Origin of the sequence: Dyadobacter flavalbus, assembly GCF_006149045.1 — a bacterium.
Taxonomy (GTDB): domain Bacteria; phylum Bacteroidota; class Bacteroidia; order Cytophagales; family Spirosomataceae; genus Dyadobacter; species Dyadobacter flavalbus.
Genome location: NZ_VBSN01000027.1, coordinates 739138 through 759487 on the forward strand (window position 1 = coordinate 739138; position 20350 = coordinate 759487).

At 45.3% G+C, this 20350-nt stretch carries 12 protein-coding genes; 10 read left to right on the plus strand and 2 right to left on the minus strand.

Going from position 1 to position 20350, the window contains the following annotated elements:
* Positions 1–76: 76 nt before the first annotated feature.
* Positions 77–1453, plus strand: coding sequence for a hypothetical protein (locus FEM33_RS08395; RefSeq protein ID WP_139011588.1), 1377 nt, complete (start codon positions 77–79; stop codon positions 1451–1453).
* A gap of 438 nt (positions 1454–1891) precedes the next feature.
* Here the strand turns inward: FEM33_RS08395 and FEM33_RS08400 are convergent, their stop codons facing one another.
* Positions 1892–4693, minus strand: a complete 2802-nt coding sequence (locus tag FEM33_RS08400; protein ID WP_201747708.1) for a TonB-dependent receptor — start codon at positions 4691–4693, stop codon at positions 1892–1894.
* A gap of 163 nt (positions 4694–4856) precedes the next feature.
* Entirely contained in the window at positions 4857–5783 is a 927-nt protein-coding gene (gene mdh / locus FEM33_RS08405) for a malate dehydrogenase (protein ID WP_139011589.1), read from the minus strand.
* Positions 5784–5973: 190 nt separating this feature from the next.
* Here mdh and FEM33_RS08410 point away from each other — a divergent pair, with 190 nt between their 5' ends.
* From FEM33_RS08410 to FEM33_RS08450, 9 genes are all read left to right on the plus strand, one after another.
* Positions 5974–6405: a YkvA family protein gene (locus FEM33_RS08410; protein WP_229214145.1), complete on the plus strand. Its 432-nt coding sequence runs from the start codon at positions 5974–5976 to the stop codon at positions 6403–6405.
* 68 nt (positions 6406–6473) lie between these two features.
* Positions 6474–6674: a Sec-independent protein translocase subunit TatA/TatB gene (locus FEM33_RS08415; protein ID WP_026631334.1), complete on the plus strand. Its 201-nt coding sequence runs from the start codon at positions 6474–6476 to the stop codon at positions 6672–6674.
* 90 nt (positions 6675–6764) lie between these two features.
* Positions 6765–8222: an Asp-tRNA(Asn)/Glu-tRNA(Gln) amidotransferase subunit GatA gene (gene gatA / locus FEM33_RS08420; protein WP_139011590.1), complete on the plus strand. Its 1458-nt coding sequence runs from the start codon at positions 6765–6767 to the stop codon at positions 8220–8222.
* A gap of 276 nt (positions 8223–8498) precedes the next feature.
* Positions 8499–10061, plus strand: a complete 1563-nt coding sequence (locus tag FEM33_RS08425) for a lytic transglycosylase domain-containing protein (protein WP_229214146.1) — start codon at positions 8499–8501, stop codon at positions 10059–10061.
* Between the two features lie 33 nt (positions 10062–10094).
* The gene (gene ruvA / locus FEM33_RS08430) at positions 10095–10685 is read left to right on the plus strand and encodes a Holliday junction branch migration protein RuvA (protein ID WP_139011591.1); all 591 of its coding nucleotides are present in this window, start codon (positions 10095–10097) and stop codon (positions 10683–10685) included.
* Positions 10686–10784: 99 nt separating this feature from the next.
* Positions 10785–17939: a T9SS outer membrane translocon Sov/SprA gene (gene sov, locus FEM33_RS08435; RefSeq protein WP_139011592.1), complete on the plus strand. Its 7155-nt coding sequence runs from the start codon at positions 10785–10787 to the stop codon at positions 17937–17939.
* Positions 17940–18014: 75 nt separating this feature from the next.
* Positions 18015–18395, plus strand: coding sequence for a glycine cleavage system protein GcvH (gene gcvH, locus FEM33_RS08440; RefSeq protein ID WP_139011593.1), 381 nt, complete (start codon positions 18015–18017; stop codon positions 18393–18395).
* A 77-nt stretch (positions 18396–18472) separates the two neighbouring features.
* Positions 18473–19756: a dihydroorotase gene (locus FEM33_RS08445; RefSeq protein ID WP_139011594.1), complete on the plus strand. Its 1284-nt coding sequence runs from the start codon at positions 18473–18475 to the stop codon at positions 19754–19756.
* The gene (locus tag FEM33_RS08450) at positions 19753–20313 is read left to right on the plus strand and encodes a DUF4199 domain-containing protein (protein ID WP_139011595.1); all 561 of its coding nucleotides are present in this window, start codon (positions 19753–19755) and stop codon (positions 20311–20313) included. The genes FEM33_RS08445 and FEM33_RS08450 overlap by 4 nt, the downstream gene beginning before the upstream one ends.
* Positions 20314–20350: the final 37 nt, after the last annotated feature.

The window sequence follows — 20350 nt, forward strand, 5'->3', positions numbered from 1 at the left end:
ATCTTTTGGTAATGCTTCAACGCATCTGGAAGGGTTTGATACGCTCTTTACCAGTGAAACATAATAACGTTAGTAAATGAAAAAAGTACTTGCAATTCTTTTGCTCACCGCTTCGGCTTCCATGGCGCAGGTCAGGCATTCTGATGACAATACGAGAAACGACATCCGTTACAATCTTAATGAGTCCGGCTCACATTATGTAAAATTTACATTTACGAATCAGACATGGCTGCGCTGGAACGACAATAACCCGGGAACTACTGTGCTGGGCGATCCGAAGACAAATACGTTTGACATCGGACTGCGCCGTACGCGTGTTCAGCTTTTCGGGCAAATAACGGATCGTATTTTCTTCTACACACAATTCGGAATGAATAATTTCAACAAACTGAGTGCATTTCCTGCTTACAATACGAATGGCACGCCGAGCAACAGAAAAGTAGCAGCCTTTTTTCATGATGCACTCGGTGAATACGAAGTTCAGCGGAAAGGAAACAGTTTTGTCAGGTTCGGAGGTGGCCTCACAGTTGTAAACGGCCTTTCGCGTTTCTCCCAGCCAAGTATCGGAACCATTATGACGATGGATGTTCCGGTTTTTGCACAGGCGACGGTCGACCAGACGGATCAGTTTGCCAGAAAGCTGAGTATTTACAGCCGCGGCCAAATCGGTAAAGTTAATTATCGTCTGGATGTAGCCGATCCTTTTCCGATTGAAACAAATGGTTCCGTTCCGGCCGCCATCAGCGTAAATTCCGCATTTGCGCAGCGCAAAAACCACAAGCAGTTTCAGGCATTACTGATCTACAATATTTTTGATACCGAGGACAATACAACGCCGGGTTACATGACAGGAACATATCTTGGAAAACGCAGGGTTCTGAATCTTGAAGCCGGCATTATCTCACAAAAAAATGCAACATGGCGCAGGGAATCCGTTGATACGGTTTATAATGATATGAACTTGTGGTCTGTTGCTGCATACATGGACATGCCGGTTAATAAAAACAAGAGTACCGCTGTTTCTGCCTACATCGGGTATTTCAATACAGATTATGGCAAAGGATATCTTCGTTATAATGGCATTATGAATCCTGCTACGGGTACTACGCAGTCCATTGCCGGCGCAGGCGGAACGCAGGGAAATGCGTATCCGATGTTTGGAACCGGAAGGGTAATTTATGCTCAGGCCGGTTATAAGTTCAAAGATGGCCTGCTTGGAAGCCAGGGAACATTAATGCCTTATGCTTCTTTGCAGCATGCTGATTATCAAAGGCTGGATAACGGGATGAATGTTTATAATCTCGGTGTTAACTGGCTGATTAAAGGTCATAATGGCAAAATGTCGCTCAATTTTGAAAACCGCCCGGTTTACAAGGCAAGTGCTGTTCCGAATGAACTGGCTTCTCATGGAAGAAAAAGCGCGTTTGTGCTTCAATATCAGATTTCCATTTAAAAAGCGTAAAATTGCCTGGTACAAGTCTCCGACGGAGCCCCCTGTTTGTAGAAGAAAAGCATTGCAATTATCAGGCGGCTCCGCAGGAGCCTCCTTGCAAGCTCAATTTACCAAGCAACCGAGTGCTACAAACAGGGTGCCACGCTTTGGCAGAATTCAATCTGCTACGGAGTAGCACCCTGTTTGTAGAAAATTCCAAAAAATGTACACTGCAAGGCTCCGACGGAGCCCCCTGTTTGTAGAAAAAGCATTGCAATAATCAGGCGGCTCCGCAGGAGTCTCCTTGCAAGCTCAATTTACCAAGCAACCCAGTGCTACAAACAGGGTGCCACGCTGTGGCAGAATTCAATCTGCTACGGAGTAGCACCCTGTTTATAGAAAATCCCAAAAAATGTACAATGCAAGGCTCCTTCGGAGCCCCCTGTTTGTAGCAATCATTTAGAAATTGAAATTCAGCCTTGCGAAAATATAGCGTCCGTTAAAACCCATTTGCTGAACACGTCTCGAATAAACAAAACGTCCAAGGCTGATATTGCCGGAGTGCGCTTGCAGTTCCGGATAAACATCAAACAAATTGTTACTGCCAACGGAAAGGTTGATTGCTTTCGTAAGATCATAATTCAATGCAATGTCTGTCACAATTCTTGCATCGTAAACCTGATCCAGCGTTTCCCTCTGGCCTGTTAATGTATTTACCGGCCAGGATTCAGGTTTTGTCGGGTCAATGGTCGCATCCCAGTAAGCGACTTCACCAAAGCGTACGGCCCGGAGCATCACACCGAATTTTCCTGCTTTGTAATTGATCATCAGGTTCTGCTTGTTTCTCGGGCTGGCGATTTCAAAACGGCTGAGGTCTTCCCGGTTAAAATAAGTATTCACCTGATTGGTTGCCACAAGAATATCGGATGCATGAATAATCGGTTTTCCGCTTGCATCTTTCTTCACCCTGTTCTGAATAAATGTCCCCGCCAGCACTGCGCGGAAAGACTGGTTTCCTGCAAATCTTGTGTTGTAAGATAAGACGCCTTCCAACCCTCTCGAACGCGTATCCACCGCATTTGCAAAGAAATTGGCAGCCGTTGCATTGGCCGCTGCAAGTTGTGCTTTCAGTGCGGCATTGCCTGCATCTGTAAAATTGTTGGTCAGTACAATCCGGTCGTCAATGTCGATCTGATAGGCGTCCAGCGTCAGTTCAAATGCGTTGTTGATCTGGATTGTTGTCCCAATTGTAAAGCTCTGGGAAGTTTCCTGTTTCAATCTTGGAATACCCAGAATTTCTGCCGGTCTGCTGTTATTTGTAAAAGTGCCGCTTTCCTGCGGGACCTGCTGTCCGTTTTGTGTTACGAACAAGGTATTGGTTCTCGCATAATATTTCTGCTGAAGCGAAGGAGCCCGGAAGCCGCTGCTGGCGGAAGCGCGTAATGCAATGCCGTCTGTAATTTTGTAGCGGGTAGAAACCTTGTAATTAAGCGTATTTCCAAAATCGGAATAGTTTTCAAAACGAAGCGCCGCACTCAGCACCCATGCGCGCGTCAGATCCTGTTCAAGATCAACATAACCGGCTACGCTGTGACGGGAATGCGTTCCTGCATTCTGCGGAAAGAATCCGGCAAATACCTGTGAACCGGATGCAACTCCCGAAGCAATATCGTAATTCTGGTAAGATGATTCCTCACCCGCTGTAATGGTGTATTTATCTGTTCGTTGTTCTGCTCCAACGGCTACATTCAGCCCTTGCAGCACATTAAACTTGCGTCCCAGGTCAAGATTGACTGTGTTTTGTGAAAACCCGTTGCCGCCGGCATTGAAAGTCGTCTGGAAATTGCTGGTGGAAACAGCCTGCGTATAATTGACGGAATTCGCTATTTCGTAGTCAAAATCATTTTTGCCGAAAGTATTGCTCAGGTCAAATTTCCATTCTCCGAGCTTCCCTCTGATTCCGGCTGCAACAGAAATATCCGTAACGTTACTATTGATTTCCGGCAGGAACCCGTTTGGATATACGGCAAAAACATTTGTTCTTACAATGGCCGGAACTGCGTTCGGGTAACGGTAAAATCCGGCTGCATATCCTTTTTTATTGTTATAGCCGCCAAACGCATATACTTCCAGATTCGTAGTAACAGGAATACTGGCATTCAGAACCACACCGCCGCCTTTTACTTTTGAGTTGCCGATACGCATGTCAAAGTTATTGCGTGTAAGTCCTCGCTGTGATAAAATTTCCTCATCTGCTATTTGTCCGTTCACGGCCGGAAACAGCTGGCCGGTGTAGGTGCCGGTCCGGTTCGTTGGTTCCCGGTTTACATATTCTCCGGTGATATTCACAAATCCTTTTTCTCCGACTTTCAAGCCATAGTTCAGTCCGACCTGCGTGGTTCCACCGTCCGTGACGTTGACAGACGGATCTTTTCCGGTTCCGTTGTTGATAACATAATTTTTATCATAACTCGTCACATTCTGACCATAGGATACATTGCCGCTCAAACCGGTCCGGGTTTTCAGGATGATGTTGATTACGCCTGCAATGGCATCCGATCCGTACTGGGCCGAGGCGCCGTCTCTCAGGATTTCAATCCTTTCTACGGATGTTGCCGGAATGGCGTTCAGGTCCGTTCCTACCGTTCCGCGGTTTACGGTTCCATTTACGTTGACAAGCGAAGACTGGTGCCTTCTTTTTCCGTTTACCAGAACAAGCACCTGATCCGGACCAAGGCCACGAAGCTGAGCCGGGTCAATATGATCGGAGCCGTCGGAAATAGTCTGCCGTGTTGACTGGAAAGAAGGTGCAATAAAAGTCAGGATCTGGTTAATATCCACCTGGCCTACATTGTTTGTAATCTGTGCAACCGGAATTACATCAACAGGAACGGGAGAATCTATACGCGACCTGCCGCCGCTTCGTGTACCGGTCACGACAATTTCACCCAAAAGCTCCGAGGACTCGGCAAGGGAAACATCCAGTGAAACCGTTTCACCTGCCTTGATGACTGCCGGAACGGTTTTTGAAGTGTAACCTATAAATGAAACAATGAGATTGTAAGAACCTGCGGCTGCATTCAGTTCAAAATTTCCGTTTGCATCGGTTACTGTTCCGTTGTTCGTACCTTCAACGAGTATGGAAACGCCCGGCAGGGCAGAACCGTTTTTTTCATCTGTTACTTTTCCTCTTATTCCCTGCGCGAATAATCCGGATGAAATCAGAAGCGTAACAAAAAGTACAGTTAGTGATTTTCTCATAAAAAATAAGTTTATGTTCGTCAGTAAGCCCGCTTAGCAAATGCAATGCCGGAACTTAACTTCATTACGTATTTTTTATAAAACAGTCACAAAATATTTGCAAAAGCACAAAGGCTGGCCCGAACAAACGGGCCAGCCTTTGCCGTAATATCTTTAAATACAGTTATGCGTTCAGTGCGCCATTCATGGATCTGACAGCTTCTGCCGATTTCTCAAATGCCGCTTTTTCAGTTTCGTTCAGTTCCAGATCAATGATTTTTTCCCAGCCATTTTTTCCTAAAACAACGGGCACGCCCATGCAAATGTCGTTTTGGCCATATTCGCCTTCGAGGTACACGCTGCATGGAACAATGCGTTTCTGGTTCCGGACTATGCTTTCCACTAACAGCAAAGTGGCTGCTCCCGGTGCATACCACGCGGAAGTCCCGATAAGTTTTGTAAGCGTGGCACCGCCTACCATGGTATCCGCGGCTACTTTTTCCAGCTCTTCTGCAGAAAGGAAATTGCTGACGGGAATGCCGTTATAAGTTGCAAGTCGGGTCAAAGGGATCATGGTTGTATCGCCGTGGCCTCCGACAACCATTCCGTGAATATCCAGCGGGGAAACGTCCATGGCCAGCGCAAGGTACGTTTTAAAGCGTGCGCTGTCCAGCGCGCCGCCCATTCCGATCAGGCGCTGTTTCGGAATTCCCGCTTCTTTGAATGCCAGATAAGTCATGGTATCCATCGGGTTGGACACGACAATGATAATGGCGTCCGGAGAGTATTTCAGTATATTTTCAGTAACTCCTTTTACAATCCCAGCATTTATGCCGATCAGTTCTTCGCGGGTCATGCCCGGTTTGCGGGGCAGTCCGGATGTAATGACTACAACATCAGATCCTTTTGTTTTTTCGTAATCATTGGTGCAGCCGATCGGTTTGGTATTGAAGCCAAGTAAGGCGGCAGTCTGATATATATCCAGCGATTTTCCTTCGCTTACACCTTCCTTGATATCAAGCAGTACCACTTCCTCAGCCAGTTCACGACGAATAATATTATCTGCAGTCGTTGCACCGACGGCACCCGCACCTACAACAGTAATCTTCATATAAATATGGTTTATTGTATAGAAATTAATGCTTTTTGAATTTTGTTCTTAAAGTAGAGCACATAATTTGTTTAAACCAAGAGGAATGTGATTTTTTGCCTGAAAAGTACGGGTCATGATCCGAAATGCAATTTTTTACGTAACTTGATAGTTATATTGGCATAATTAATCACCTTTCCTGCTTTGCATAATGAGTAACGAGTCAATGATAGCACGGGTTTTGAAATCCATTTTTTTCAAAAAGGCGCAGGGGAAAGCAAGCCGTTATGCGACGAATTCAGCTAAAATGTTCGAGCTGGCAAAAGAGGTTATCAGCAAGATGCAGAAAGTTGGATTCCGCGAAAACATGTCGGACTTTCAGACCAATGTGCAGTTACTGATCAGAATGATCCGTGCTTATGCTTCCGGTGAATACAAAGGTTTGCCCTGGAAAAGCATCCTTTCCATTGTTGCTGTTCTTATCTATTTTGTTTCTCCGATTGATTTGATTCCTGATTTTCTGCCTGTAATTGGTATTACAGATGACGTAGCACTAATTGTATGGCTTGTAAAAACCTTTGGGAGTGATATTCAGAAATTTAGTGAGTGGGAAAAGCGAAAAAAAACAATTAATATAGGATAAAACAGCACAATGTTGCAGCTCTTATAAAAAGAATAATTATTTTTGTAAACATTAAAAAAGAAACAGATATGGAATCAGTAACCGTTTTGGCATTTATGGGATTGGGTGGACAAGAAATCTTTTTGGTTGCCTTGTTCGTTTTACTTTTCTTCGGTGCGAAGAAAATTCCTGAATTGATGCGCGGTTTGGGGCAGGGTATCAATGAATTCAAGAACGCTACCAAAGACGTTAAGGAAAATATTGAAAAAAGCATGGAAGACCCCAAATAACACTTCCATCTTGTCACGGGTATAACAGAGCCTTTAAGCATAAACTTATTGGCTCTGATTATTTATTTACAATCCAATAAATTATCTGCTTTGAAACAATATCTGACGCTAGCTGAAATTCAGGAAGATTTGAGTGAAGGCAGTTTGACGTGCGTCAAGTTAGTTGATCATTATCTTAGTAAAATAGCCTCCGCTTCCCATCTGAATGCCTTTGTTGAAGTGTATGCCGACGAAGCAAGGCAAATCGCAGCAGCTGTAGACCAAAAGATTGCGGACGGAACAGCAGGCAGGCTTGCAGGCCTTGTGCTCGGACTTAAAGATGTTCTTTCGCACAAAGATCATCATCTGCAGGCCGGAAGCCGTATTTTACAATCCTATACGGCACCTTATACGGCTACGGCCGTTCAGCGCCTGATTGATGCGGATGCAATCATCATTGGCAGGCAGAACTGCGATGAGTTTGCGATGGGTTCATCCAATGAAAATTCCTCTTTCGGACCGGTTTTAAATGCAGCGGACCATTCCAGAGTAGCCGGCGGTTCTTCAGGCGGTTCGGCAGTAGCTGTACAGGCCGGTCTTTGCCATGCGTCACTCGGCAGCGATACGGGCGGTTCGGTCCGGCAGCCTGCTGCATTTTGCGGCGTGGTGGGTGTGAAGCCTTCTTACGGACGGGTTTCAAGGTATGGACTGATTGCTTATGCTTCATCGTTTGACTGCATCGGGCCGATAACCAAAAGTGTGGCTGACGCTGCACTGATCCTGGAAATTATGGCCGGTCCGGATGATTATGACAGTACTGTTTCCCGTAAGGAAGTGCCGTCCTATTCTTCTTCTCCGAAATGGACAGAAAAAGCGAAAATCGGGTATATTGCTGAGACGATTGATAATGAATCCATTTCTTCTGATATTCGTCAGCACACACTGGATGTGCTGAATCGTCTCCGGGCTGATGGCCATGAAGTGACGCCGGTTAAAATGCCTTTGCTGGATTTTTTATTACCTACTTATTACATACTGACAACGGCCGAAGCAAGCTCCAATTTATCCAGGTTTGACGGTGTTCGTTACGGATTCAGAAGCTCAGAATCAAAGGATTTGGAAAGTTTATACAAAAAAACGCGTACTGAAGCTTTTGGTGAAGAGGTGAGGAGAAGAATCCTTTTAGGTACTTTCGTACTCAGTGCTAATTATTACGATGCATACTATACCAAGGCGCAACGCGTTAGAAGACTGGTGCGGGAAGAAACAAACCGTTTTTTCGAGCAGTTTGATTTCCTGATTTCACCTGTTACGCCTACAACAGCCTTTAAGATCGGAGAAAAAACCGAAGATCCGATTCAGATGTATCTGGCTGATATATTTACAGTTCAGGCGAATGTAGTAGGCAATCCTGCGATTTCAATCCCTGCAGGAACAGACGAAAATGGCATGCCTGTCGGAATTCAGATTATGGCGCCATATTTTGAAGAAGACAAAATGCTGGCTTTTGCCGATTATATTTCGAATACAAACCAAAATGTTTCAATGGAATTTAACCTGAATCAGTAAATTTTTTACCAGGATATTTTCAGATCAGTCCGGAATATACACTTTGTTAAAAGAAAATAATCGTGCCAGGAATTGCAAATCATTCCGGGAAAAGTTACTTCGGATGATTTTATTTAGGCCAGGTATAATGTGTTAGAGATTATTCTAATTCATCAGGCAGATTTCCAGACGTTGAAATAAGCTGGAAAAAAGGGATTTTTTATCTGTGTTGCATTAATGACAGGTACTAGCCATTGAAAACCGGGAATTGATTAACCTTCAAAAAACATTCTATTGATGAAGATTTCAAAAAAAGTATTGTGGCTCGGAGCCATGTGTGCAGGATTATGGAACGCGCCGCTCATGGCGTTCACTCCACAGGAGACGTTGGCATTCGAGCCGGATACCGCAAACACCGTTGCAGAAGCAGAACAGGATTTGATGCCTTATCTGCCGGAAGTGGAAGAAATAGGGCCTAACCCGGCCATTCCGGAAGCACTTTTAAGGGCCCGGTTTGCAAAGCTGGAAAAATCCATTCCGCTGACTTATCACAAGTCTTCCCACGAATTTGTTGAATACTTCATTTATAAAAAGGCGAATTTCACAAAGTCCATGATGGAGAAAATGCCTTTGTATTTTCCCATTTTTGAAAAGACATTACAGAAATACGGGCTGCCGGTTGAGCTGAAATATCTTTCCATGATTGAATCCGGGCTGAATCCCACCGTTATTTCACATGCCAGCGCAGGCGGACTGTGGCAGTTTATGCCGGCAACCGGCCGTGAGTTCGGGCTTTATCAGGACCGTTATATCGACGAAAGGTTTGAGCCTGTGAAAGCAACCGAAGCAGCATGCAAATACCTGAAACAGCTTTATAATATCTTTGGTGACTGGGAACTGGCACTGGCTTCCTACAACACCGGCCCCGGAAATGTAAAGCGTGCCATGCGCCGTTCGCACGGAACCACTTTCTGGACGATATACAATGTACTTCCGAGAGAAACACGCTCTTACGTTCCGCAGTATGTTGCCATGAACTACATGATGAATTATGGCAGTGACCACGGGATTTTTCCGCAGAATACAGAATTTCCGATTCCGAACGATACCATTCACATCAATGGCTACATTGATTTGCTGACGTTCTGCCAGCAGGCAAATATCGATTTTGAGGAACTGAGAAAACTGAACCCGCATATTACCAAAACGTCGCTTCCTGAAAAAACGGCCGATTTTGTGCTTAAAGTGCCAAGTGTACGGTTTACTTATCTTGTAAGCAACAGAAGCACCATCATGGATTCCTGCACAAGGAAATTCCTTCCGGGCCAAAGCATGATTGCAAAGGCAGACAGTACGGCAACGGATTCTCTTGGTCAGCGTACAGCATTCCCATATGCAACAGTCGCTTATGCCGTCAACGATTCGGAAGAAGAGCCCGAAGTGGAAGGAACAGAAGTACAGGTACGCAGCAAAACAAAAAAATCAACGCATACGGTACGCAGAGGTGAAAACCTGCTTTCTATTTCCCGCAGGTACCGCGTTTCTGTTTCAGACCTTAAAAGATGGAACCATCTGCGCCGGAGTTCAATAAACAGAGGACAAAGACTGGTCATTCTGAAAGAAGTTAAAGTAAAAGAAACTGTTTCTTCAGAACGCGTTTCAGTTGCTTCGGCACATACTGAAAAAGTAACGGCCCACAAAGACCGGCATACAAGAAAACGTTATCATACCGTTCAGAAAGGAGATACCTTATGGATTATTTCACAGCGGTACGGTCTGGAAATCGGCCAGTTGAAAAAGAAAAACAGAATAAGAGGCAATGCCATCAAACCCGGACAAAAACTTATTATTTCCGCTTAGTGAACAAGAGTCAGAAACACACATACTATTTCTATGATTGCCTACGTTAACGGAACTGTAGTCTACAAAGATCCGGCATTCACCATTATTGATGTTAACGGGTTAGGCTATGAAGTTCGAATATCCCTACAAACATATACCTCACTTCCCGAATTAGGCGAACGTTGCAAACTGGTAACGTTCCTTAACATACGGGAAGATGCCCATGTCCTTTATGGATTTTGGGGGAATGATGAAAAAAAGCTTTTTCTAGATCTGATCGGTATTTCCGGCGTCGGTCCTTCGACTGCATTGGTGATGCTTTCATCATTCTCTGCGTCAGAAATCCGTCAGGGGATTGTAGATGAAGATCTAAGGCTGATACAATCTATAAAAGGCATCGGTTCCAAAACTGCACAGCGCGTAATACTGGAACTGAAAGATAAAATCCGCAAGGAAGATATGCTTTCCACAGGTATAAAAACACCGGAAAGTTCTTCGGGTACTATTAAAAATGAAGCATTGGCTGCGCTTGTTACACTGGGAATTCCAAAGGCAACCGCAGAAAAAAGTCTGGATGCAATTATCAAGCGGGAAGGACATTCGATTACCGTTGAAAACTTAATAAAGCTGGCACTACGTTAACAAGTATTGAAATGAAACCGGGTAAAAGTTTTTACGATAGCAAAATCGTTTTAATGGATTTGATTGTGGCTGCAACCTTCTTTAAATAAGCATATTCCCTTGTCATCAACGATTTACTCATTCCTTTTCAAGGCATTAACCATATCGACAGGAGCTTTGTTGCTAGCCAACATTTCTGTTGATATAGAAGAACCATATTCCGGCCAGGCGCAGGAATGGGCCATTATGGCGGATACGCTCAATGATTCTACAAAGAAGAATATAGACCGTTCCGGTAACCAGCTCATCATGCGCTGGAAAGATTTTTATTCCAACCGCGTTGCCGAACCCCGGCCGCGTTCTCCATTTTATCTGCGGGACCCGGCAAACATTTCCACTTCCATTGTACTTGACAGCGCAGGAAAGGTTGCCGTTTCTGAAAATATCCAGACACCCGACGGAAACCTTAAATTCCGTACACCGGAGCGCATGGATCTGGAAACTTATGACAAAATTCAGGAAGACCGTGCTTTCAGGAGTCTGTTGCGTGAATATGCCGGAAGGCAGGATGGAAAAAGTGCAATGGGAGCAAGGGGGCTGCTTCCAAAACTGGATATTCCGCCGGGCCTTTCCAAGCTGCTCGGAGATGATTTCATCAATTTCAAACCCACCGGATTTGTATCGCTGGATCTTGGCCTGATGCACCAGTTTCTGGATAATCCGGCCATTCCGATCCGCCAGCGGCGAAATACACAGTTTATTTTCAATGAACAGATCAGTATCAACTTTGACGCAAGACTGGGCGATCAGCTTGGTTTTCAGACTAACTTTGATACAAAGGCCAACTTCAATTTTGAAAATGCAATCAAGCTGAACTACAAGAATCCGGAAGAAAGCTTTATCCGGAAAATTGAGGCCGGAAACATTAACTGGGCCATTAACAGCCAGCTGATTCCGGGTGTTCAGAATTTGTTTGGTTTAAAAACCGATTTTCAGTTCGGAAGGCTGAATGCGACCTTTGTGGCTTCACAGCAAAAATCCAGCAAGGAACGGATTGTTTTGCGAGGTGGCGCGCAAAGCCGTGATTTTGAATTGAAAGCAGATACTTACGACGAAAACCGGAACTTCTTTCTTTCCCAGTATTTCAGAAATATATATGAAGGTTCTCTGCAGAATACGCCGACAATTACGTCCGGTGTTACGGTGACGAGAATTGAAGTGTACGTTACCAACCGGACAACCACAACAGAGTCGTTAAGAAATATCGTCGGTTTTGCAGATTTGGGTGAACCTGCACCTTATAAATCCGCCAATCCGAGCTTACAGCCTATCCGTTCCACTTCGCCGGCAGACAATGCCGCCAACGGGTTGTATAAAACACTTACAAGCACCGAATCATTTCGTCAGGTTGATAATGCCAACAGCGCAATAACCAGTCTTGGTTTTGAAAAAACGCTGGATTATGAACTGCTGCGCGGTGCCAAAAGGCTTATTGCAGAACGGGATTACACATTCAATCCGCAGCTCGGTTATATTTCCCTGACCAACGCGCTCCGAAACGATGAAGTGCTGGCCGTATCTTATGAGTACACATTAAACGGAAGATCATTTAAAGTAGGTGAGCTTACCGAAGATTATCAGGCAAGAGGCGATGATGAAGTAATTGCTCTGAAACTTCTGAAATCCTCAACAATCCGGAACAATACCAAACTTCCGATGTGGGACCTGATGATGAAGAACATTTATTCATTGGGAACCAGCCAGATCGACAAGCAGGGATTTCAGCTGAGAGTGATTTACAAGGATGACCAGACCGGAATTGATAACCCCAACCTGCAGGAAAGCAGCATTGCCAATGTTCCTTTGATACGTTTGATGGGGTTGGACCGCCTGAATCCTGTTAATGATCTCCAGCCGGACGGAAACTTTGATTTTGTAGAAGGCATTACTGTAGATAGCAAGACCGGAAGGATTATTTTCCCCGTTCTTGAACCTTTCGGAACAAACCTTTCCAAGAAGTTCGGTGCCGGCGAGGACCAGTTCCGCAGCAAGTATGTTTTCAATGAGCTTTACAGGACTACAATGATTGACGCCCAGCAAATTACTGAGCGTAACAAGTTTTACATCAAAGGTTCGTATCAGTCCAGCGGCGGAGCAGAAGTACAGTTGCCGTTTGGCGTTCTGGAAACTTCCGTTACCGTTACATCCGGCGGTGCCCCGCTTTCGCCCGGTTCCGATTACATTGTAGAAGCACAGATCGGACGCGTTCGGTTACTGAACAGCAGCGTATTAAATTCCGGAAGGGAAATTGTCATTGAGTACGAACGGCCGGATATGTTTCAGAACCAGATCCGTACTTTACTCGGAACCAGGTTGGATTATCTGGTGAACCGCGATATGAGTGTAGGTTTGACCGCGATCAAATACCGGGAAAGAACAGCCGGATTCCTGAAACGCGTGTCCATCGGAAATGAGCCGGTGAACAATACAATGATCGGATTTGATATCAATTTCCGCAAGGATGTTCCTTTCCTGACCAAATGGCTGGATGCATTGCCTTTACTGCAGACGAAGGAAATGTCGAGCATTCAGTTTAAAGGGGAAGTTGCCAAATTGTTTCCCGGGGTTTCAAAAGATGTGAACAACCGTTCGCTTGTCGACGACTTTGAAGCAACGCGTACCATTTATGACCTTTCCCGACAACCGCAAAAGTGGCGGCTGGCTTCCGTACCGCCTGAGTTCAGAACCGGGGTTGATGGCAAGACATTGAGCTATGGTTATAAAAGAGCCAAGATATCGGCATATACCGTAGACAATATTTTTGGAGGAGCACAAGGTTTGGGCGGCGGATACGAGCCGCCAACTAATATTGATGATAATGACCGCAAGAACTTTTACGAAAGACTGTTTCTTCCGAATGAAATTTTTCCAAACAGAGCCATTGCAGGTTTGGTGACTTATCCGCAGAACATTCTTGATATTGCTTACTATCCGAGTGAAAAAGGAATGTATAACTACAATACAGACCTGAATGCGGACGGACGTCTGAAAAACCCCGTTCAGAACTTCGGCGGATTGAGCAGGGCAATTACTTCAGATAATGACTTTGACAATGCCAATATTGAAAGCATTGAATTCTGGATGCTGGATCCGTTTATTACAGGTGACCAGGGAAGAGTAAGAGACGGTTTTGAAGGTGTACCTAATACAACCGGGGGAAAACTGATTTTCAATCTCGGGGATATTTCGGAGGATGTAATTCCGGATGAACGTTACAACTTTGAAAACGGCCTTCCGATTGTGGACAAAATCGTCGGTACCAATGTGGATTCTACTGCCTGGGGGTATGTAACCAAATCGCAGTATCTGATCAATGCATTCAGCAACGAATCCGGTGCACATGAAAGACAGGATGTAGGTCTGGACGGAATGAACAACGATGAAGAAAGGGTATTTTACAAACAATATCTTGACAGACTTCCTGCCAGTCTCAGCCCGCAGGCGAGAGCAAGAATCATCGCGGACCCCTCAGGTGACGACTTTCAGTTTTTTCTTGGAGCCGATCTTGACAGTGCCGATGCGAAAGTACTGCAGCGTTATAAAAACTACATAGGCATGGAGAACAATTCTCCTGAAAGCCGCGGAACTGCAACGGACGTTACACCGGCCTCAACCAATGTTCCTGACGGTGAAGACATGAACGTTGATAATACCATTAACGACAATGAATCGTATTATTCCTATGAGGTTGATCTTAAGCCTAATCAGCTTGCAATCGGGAACGGATATATTGTAGATAAAACGGTAACGGATGGGCAGAACTGGTATTTGTTCCGTGTTCCGATCCGGGAATTTACAGGCGTTGTCGGTAACATGAACGGATTCAAGTCAATCCGGTTTATGCGGATGTATCTGACCGGTTTTCAGCAGCCTGTTGTTCTCCGTTTTGCCCAGTTGCAAATGGTCGGACAGCAGTATCGGAAATACACTTCCAATCTGGATGCGCCCGGACTTCAGGAAGTTCCGGAACCGTATGATGCGAAATTTACGGTCGGAACAGTCAGTATTGAAGAAAACAGTGATACCAAGAGTGGAACAAACAAATACGTTTACAAAATTCCTCCGGGCTGGCAGCGTGATCAGGACAATACACAGCGCCCGCCGCTTTTGCTGAATGAACAATCCATGAACCTTTGCGTTACCGATTTGCGCGACGGAGATTCCCGGGCTGTTTATAAAAATGTGAGTCTTGATCTTTTGTTCCGTAAAAGGCTGCGCATGTATATTCACATGCAGAATGAGCAGAATGAGAACAAAATGGTTGGTGCATTCATGCGAATAGGAACGGACCTTACGCAAAACTATTACGAAATAGACCTTTCCACCCTGCGGGCTACCTTGCCTGGGGATCAGCCCGATACGGAGGTCTGGCCTGAAGAAAATGAACTGAACATTGCGCTTGCGGATCTGATTGAAGCCAAAGCACAGCGTAACAGGCAAATTGACAGAAACCTGAGCCTGCCTTATACAATCACTACTTCCGATGGCCGCTATAAACTTACGGTAGTCGGAAACCCGGATTTAAGTTCCGTAAGGGTTATGATGATCGGGATGCGTAATCCGAAATCGGTTGATGAACGCCCTAAAACATTTTGTATCTGGGTTGATGAAATGCATGTGGAAGGATTTGATGAAAGAGGCGGAATTGCAGCCATCGCACAGCTGAATGCCAAGCTTGCCGACTTTGCAACAGTAACTGCTTCCGGAAGACTGGAAACATTTGGTTTCGGAAGTGTTCAGCAGCGGATAGGAGAGCGGTCACGTAACTTCACGACGGAATACGGATTTTCATCCAATATTGCGCTTGACAAATTGCTTCCGCAGAGCTGGGGGTTCAGTATACCGCTTTTTGTAAGTTACGACCGGCGCAACGTCAAGCCGCATTTTAATCCGCTTGACCCGGATACTCCGCTTAATACATCACTGGATAATTTGTTGTCTGATGAAGACCGGGACGGATACCGGCGTCTGGTGGAAGAAAATACCGTCAAGCGAGGGATCAATTTTTCCAACGTGCACAAGGTTAAAGTAAATCAGGGAGCCAAGAACCATTTTTATGATTTTGAGAATTTCTCTTTTACCTATGCGTTCAGCGATGACAAACGACGGAATATTCTGACACAGGAATATGCACAACGCATGTACAAAGGCGGGATTTCCTATGTGTACAGCAGTCAGCCAAAGGCATTTGAGCCATTCAAGAAATGGACTGCAGTAAGCCGCTGGACTGATCTGATCAAGGACTTCAACCTGACTTTGCTTCCAAATACCGTTTCGATCCGTACGGATGTAGACCGTCGCTTCCTGAAAACGCAGCTGCGGAACGCGGACCTCACGACCGAAGGCATACAGCCGCTTTATGAGAAATATTTCTGGTTCAACCGTTATTATGATTTCAGCTGGAACCTGACGAGGAACATCACCTTGACCTACAATTCATCGGCCAATTCCATTATTGATGAACCGATGGGCGATATTAACACGGCTTCGAAAAAGGATTCCTTATGGAGCAACTTCAAGAAACTGGGCCGGATCAAGAATTTTGACCAGAAAATTGACCTTACCTATCGTTTGCCACTGGATAAAATCCCGCTTACGGATTGGATGACGGCGGACTATAAACATTCGGTGGCTTATCAGTATCAGGCAAATGCTTTGGGTCTGAAAGATACAACCGGACTTCCTTTCGGGGATATCATCCGCAACAGCCGTGAGCGCGGTATCAACGGAAAAGTGGATTTCGTGCTGCTGTACAACAAGCTCCGGTATTTGAAATTTGCCAATACACCAACAGTGGCACGGAAAAATTTTGCCAGAAGCCCGGGCGATATCGAAGACATTGACATGCGTACAACGGATGTTCTGAAAACCCTTACGCGGGCATTGATGACGGTAAGAGGAATCAATGTAAGTTACTCGGTCCTTGAAACAACTTCTTTGCCGGGTTATCTGAGAGCGCCGAAGTATTTTGGAATTGACAATACCAATGCGCCCGGACTGCCTTTTGTACTTGGTCAGCAGGACAGGAATTTCCAGATGAAAGCTGCGGAAAAAGGCTGGATTACCAAAAGTGAGCAGCAGAACATGCCGTTTCAGCAAACCATTGCCAAGAACTTCTCGGCCAATACGACGCTGGAACCCTTCAAGGATTTCAGGCTGATTATAGAAGCGCGGCTGACGCGGCAGGATGCGTATCAGGAATTTTACCGTCCGGATGCAAGCGGCAATTTTGCCTCGCAGAGTCCGTTGCGGAACGGGCAGTTCAGCATGTCTTTCATGTCTTTCCGGACTGCATTTGCCAAAATGAGACGGGACAATTCTTCTCCGGTATTTGACAAGTTCAGGGCATACAGGGCCATTCTCAGGGACAGGCTGAATCAGGAAAACCCGACTTCGGGCGAGTATAACGAAACTTCGCAGGACGTACTGATTTCTTCTTTCTTTGCGGCTTACAGAGGCAAAGACCCGTTGACAGTCCGTACCAATCCGTTCCTTAAATTCCCGATGCCAAACTGGGATTTAAGCTATAATGGCTTGTCGCAGCTGCCGATGTTCAAGAAACTGTTCAGTTCATTTTCTCTGAAACACAAGTACATGTCCAATTACAGCGTGGGTAATTTTACTTCTTCGCTTGATTACGAGGCTTTATACGTGAACCTTGCAGTCATGGGTTATCCATTGTCTTCCCGACTGAACGAACTCGGACAATACATTCCGGTATTTGCCATGAGCACCATTACGTTGGCAGAACGGTTTCAGCCGCTGGTCGGCGTGGAATTCAGGACACAGAGCCGGGTTACAGCCAGAATCGAATACAACAGAGACCGTACGGTTGCGCTGAATATTTCCAACTCGCAAATGGCGGAACTGTTTAATCAGGACGTAACGGTCAATATCGGTTTTACCAAAAACAACGTAGCGATTCCGTTCAAGATCAACGGCGTAAAAAAGAAACTGAAGAATGACATGACCATGCAGCTTGCCATGACATTCCGGGATACGCGGTCCATTCAGCGGAAATTTGACGGAGAGAACATTCCGATTGCGGGAAATATCAATTTCCAATTGAGGCCGACTGTTAATTATCTGGTAAATAACCGGTTAAGCGTTCAGTTTTATTTCGACAGAACTTTCAACGATCCGCTGGTTTCCAATTCGTTTTATCGTGCAAGTACTTCGGGTGGCGTCCAGCTGAAGTTCAATCTGGCAGAATAACATTTTGATTTGGAAAATACGTGCTACATCGTGTAATTTGCGATTCAAAGATTTCAAAACTTACCTTAATATACCATGAATTTCCCGTCAGAACTTAAGTATACAGAAGATCACGAATGGATTCGTATTGAAGGAGATACCGCTATCATCGGAATTACAGATCATGCACAGAATGAACTGGGTGATATTGTATATGTAGATATCAATACTGTCGGGGACGCTCTGGAAAAAGGTGAAGTATTTGGCTCTGTTGAGGCCGTAAAGACGGTTTCTGATCTTTTGATCCCGGTTGCAGGAACTGTAACTGAAGTAAATGAAGAACTGGACGGAGAGCCTGAACTGGTGAATACAGATCCTTACGGCCGCGGATGGATGGTGAAAATAAGTTTGTCAAGTCCCGGCGATGAAGACGGTTTGCTGTCAGCCGAAGATTATCAAAAATTAATAGGCGCCTGAAATTAGGTTGAAGCTCCATCAGGAGCTTTTTTTTTGAAACCGGTTTGATTCCGGCAATTCATTCTTGTTAGATAAATATGAAACTACTAGTTCGCTCTGTTCAGATTGTTGATAAAAAGTCTCCGTTTAACGGACAAATAAAGGATTTGCTGATTGAAGATGGTATAATTAAAGAAATTGGTGAAAATCTTTCTGCAGGTTCAGCCGAAATTATAGAAGCCGGTAAAATGTATGTGTCCGCCGGATGGCTGGATATGCGCGTTGCTTCGCGTGACCCCGGATTCGAACATAAAGAAGACCTTAAAAGTGTGCGGCAGGCAGCAGCGCACGGCGGCTTTACCGAAATTGTGCTGCTGCCCAACTCGCAGCCGGTTGTGCATAGCAAGGATACGCTGAATTACATTCGTCAGTCGGGAACGGATGAACTGGTGAAATTGCATGTGGCCGGATCGGTAAGCCGGAAAGCGGAAGGCGTAGACTTTACCGAAATGATCGACTTGCATGAAGCCGGTGCCATTGCATTTACGGACGGCGAGCATCCGGTTCAGAATGCGGACCTTTTCCTGAAAACAATCCTGTATCTTCAGCCGATGAATGCACTGCTCATGAACAGGCCGGAAGAAAGACAGCTTACACTTTACAGCCAAATGCACGAAGGCGTAACCAGTACGCTGATCGGTATGAAAGGAATGCCTTCGCTGGCCGAAGAAATGATGCTGACGCGCGATCTGAAACTGCTGGAATATGCACTGGAAAAAAGCATGTATAAAACAGACGTTCCGGCGCTTCATGTTTCCCTTGTTTCTGCAGCCGAATCCGTGGAGCTGATCCGGGAAGCAAAGAAAAAAGGGCTTCCGGTTTCCTGTGATATTGCAGCGCACCAGCTGGCATTTCACGATACGGACCTGATCAGCTTTGATACCAACCTGAAAGTAAATCCGCCTTTCCGCTCCGTTGCCGATTCGGATGCGATTAAAACCGGACTTGCAGACGGAACCATTGACGCGATTGTTTCGGATCACAGCCCGCATGACGAGGAAAGTAAAAACGTTGAATTTGATCATGCCGATTTCGGAATAACAGGGCTGGAAACGGTCTTTTCACTTGCCATCATGCATAGCGGCCTGAGCGTTGAAGATATTGTTGAAAAACTGACTGCTGCGCCGAGAAGAATTCTGCGGTTACCGGAAAGCAGCATTAAAGAAGGCATAAAAGCAAACCTGACTTTTTTTGAACCGGAAACGGAGTGGGATTTTAGTAAGAGCTATTCCAAATCAAAGAATACGCCATTTTTGGGAAAGGCGCTGACGGGCAAGGTAAGAGGAGTAATCAACAATGGTAAACAGGAGTGGTACAAATGAAATCAGTCATAGCATATTTTAACAAACCGATTCTTAAAATTCCCCTGCTGTTCGGACTGATAACGGGGCTGTTGGTTTTCGGGTTTTTTCTGGGTTTATACGCAATGGGTATCGTGCCGCTTGGCAACAATAAAGTGCTGGATTTCGGCATACATATCATTATGATTGCAGTGGCCTGCTGGTATTTCCGCAAGAAAGTCGGAAACGGGTTTCTGCATCTTTGGGAAGCACTGACGATCGGTTATGTCGTGAATACGATCGGTGCGCTGATTGCGGGCTGGCTCATCTATTTTTTTGTGACGTATGCAGATCCTTCTGTTTTCACAGATTACATTGCCCAGATGAAAGCATTGATGCTTGAAGGAAAAAGTGAACTCGTGAAAAACATCGGAGAAGCGGAATTTTCCAAAATGTATAACGGCGTAGGCGGCATGGAGCGGTCGGAGATTATTATGGATGAAGTGAGCAAAAAAACGGTAATGGCCATTATTCCCATTCTGATCATTTCGCTGATTTTCCGCAAACAGAATTACGGCGTTTTTCATAATAAACCGTAAATTTTACATCCGGAGTTTATCCTGAGGTTCCGGAAAT